General features: G+C 60.1%; 3 protein-coding genes. All 3 read left to right on the top strand.

The annotated features are described in order from the left end of the window. Positions 1–523, top strand: a 523-nt coding sequence (locus WC683_20780; GenBank protein MFA4975047.1) for a hypothetical protein, incomplete at its 5' end; no start/stop codon positions are given. A 12-nt stretch (positions 524–535) separates the two neighbouring features. Further along, a complete protein-coding gene (gene galT / locus WC683_20775) occupies positions 536–1,549 on the top strand; it encodes a galactose-1-phosphate uridylyltransferase (protein ID MFA4975046.1) in 1,014 nt (337 codons plus the stop codon). A 1-nt stretch (position 1,550) separates the two neighbouring features. Continuing rightward, positions 1,551–2,589: glycogen/starch synthase (locus tag WC683_20770; protein ID MFA4975045.1), on the top strand; the 1,039-nt coding region annotated here is incomplete at its 3' end.

Here is a 2,589-nt window from a genome sequence, read left to right as displayed (position 1 = left end):
CGGCTTCGTGAGACCGACCATCAACGGCATGGACACCTCCTTCTTCGAGTGGGCGAACGCCGCGCGCATGACGGTGCACGGCAGGACCAGCGGCGCCATGGCCCAGAGCTCCATCGACCCGTTCGAAGCGATATCCTTCGGCTTCAACGAACAGGCGTTCTATATCAGGATCGAGCCGATCGAGCGCGAGAAGGGGTTTGTGCTCGCAGCGGACGATTGCCTTGCCATCGGGATACATACGATCAAAGGACACCGCTGGTTTCAGGTCAGGACCGACGCGGAGGGCGCAAGCCTCTACCCGGTCGACGACGACGGCGAGAGGCAGGGCGGCCCCAACCCGGAGTTCGCCGCAAAGACGATCTTCGAGGTCTGTTTCAAGTACGCCGACCTGGAGCTCAAGACCCAGGACCACGCGACCGTGACACTGGCGCTCTACAGAAAGGGCGTGGAGATCAGGCGATATTCGCATATACAGTTCGTCGTGCCGGACGAAACCTACGAGCGCAGGATGTGGGGAGTCTGAAAAGGAGACGATATGCCGGAACTGAGGAAAGACCCGATAGTCAGCCGCTGGGTGATCATATCTACCGAGAGGGCCAAGAGACCGATCAACATCTTCAGCGCCGCGGAGCGCGCGATGCCCGAGGCCGACAACAGCTTCTGCCCGTTCGACGCCGGCAACGAGACCGACACGCCTCACGAAGTCCTCTCCTACAGGGCTGAAGGCGCCGGCCCCCAGGGGACGAACTGGACGCTCAGGGTGGTCCCCAACAAGTTCCCCGCGCTCATGATCGAAGGCGAGCTCGGCAGGCGCGCGGACGGCATATACGACAAGATGAACGGCATCGGCGCGCACGAGGTGATAATCGAGACGCAAAAGCACAATGAGCAGCTGGCCGATCTCCCCGAGGAGCGATTCCAGGACGTGCTCTGGGCGTACCGCGACAGGATCATCGACCTCAAGAAGGACACGCGCTTCCGCTACATCCTGATATTCAAGAACCACGGCCTGGGCGCCGGCGCAAGCCTCGACCACAGCCACTCGCAGCTCATCGCCCTGCCGATCATACCGAAGTCGGTGGCGGAGGAGTTGCTCGGCTCCAAGAACTACTACGAATACAAGGAACGCTGCATATACTGCGATATCGTCAGCCAGGAGATAGACGAACAGACGCGCGTCGTCAGCGAGAACGAGGACTTCATAGCCATGTGTCCGTACGCGCCCAGATTCCCGTTCGAGACCTGGGTCCTGCCGAAACACCACCGATCTCACTATGAGGATTGCACGAGGAGCGAGCTCAAGAACCTCACCTCCCTCTTCCAGCGGACGCTCCACAGGCTCAACAAGGCGCTGGATTACCCGCCGTACAACTTCATGCTCCACACCTCGCCGGTGAGCATGACCACGCTTCCCTATTATCACTGGCACATCGAGATAACTCCGCGAATAACGCGGGTGGCGGGATTCGAACGCGGCTCCGGATTCTACATCAACCCCACGGCGCCTGAGGTCTCGGCCCAGTTCCTCAAGGAACTCGGCCTCCCGTGATATGAAAATAGTCCACATCGCATCAGAAGCGGTCCCATTCGCGAAGACAGGCGGGCTCGCCGACGTCGTGGGCGCGCTCCCGCAAGCGCTGGCCTCGCTCGGAGACCAGGTCTTCGTGATCATGCCGTTCTACGGCAGGAAGATCGAGACGCTCGGCCTGGGCGTCTCTCCCGCAGCGAAACCGGACCTCACGATAGACGTGGACGTCGGCGGGATAAGGATGCAGGCGAGGGTCATGAAGGCCAGGCTCGACTTGGGCCCCACGTTCTATTTCATATCAGAGCCTTATTTTTTCGATCGGGAAAATATCTACGGCACTGCCGGCGGCGACTACCCCGACAACGCGCAGCGCTTCGTCTTCTTCTCCCGCGCGGCGATCGAAGCGATAGCGAGGCTCAAGATCAAGCCGGACATCGTGCACGTCCACGACTGGCAGACCGCCCTCGTGCCGGTCTATCTCAAGACGATCTACGCGAAGGATCGCGCCTTCGCCAACGTGAAGACCATACTCACGATCCACAACATGGGCTACCAGGGGGTATTCCCGAAACAGGTCATGAACATCACCGGCCTGGGCTGGGACCTCTTCACGTTCGACAAGCTCGAGTTCTGGGACAAGGTCAATTTTCTCAAAGGCGGGATAGCGTTCTCAGACGCGATAACGACGGTCAGCAAAAAGTACGCAAAGGAGATAATCTCACACGAGCAGGGCATGGGGCTTGACGACGCACTCAGGGCCAGGAAGAATTCTCTCTCCGGCATACTCAACGGCGTGGACTACGGCGTGTGGAATCCCTTGAACGATGCGCTCATACCGGCCAATTTCAGCGCCCGATCGCTGAAGGGAAAATCGGAGTGCAAGGAGGCGATGCGCATCAGGATGAAGCTGCCCATGCGCGAGAGCACGCCCGTGATCGGCATGGTGGGGAGGCTCGCCTCGCAGAAGGGTCTGGACATATTCACCGAGGCCCTGCCCGAGCTCGTGAACAAGGACTTGCAGCTTGCCATCCTCGGCACCGGGGATGTGCATTGCCACGAGA

It is taken from the genome of bacterium, from assembly GCA_041648665.1.
Lineage (GTDB): Bacteria > UBA10199 > UBA10199 > 2-02-FULL-44-16 > JAAZCA01 > JAFGMW01.
Note: the sequence above shows the minus strand (reverse complement) of the source record. Positions and strands in the feature narration are given on the sequence as shown.

Bases quoted from the DNA above. Each gene is read 5' to 3' on its own strand.
- galT (MFA4975046.1), top strand. From the start codon at position 536: ATGCCGGAACTGAGGAAAGACCCGATAGTCAGCCGCTGGGTGATCATA.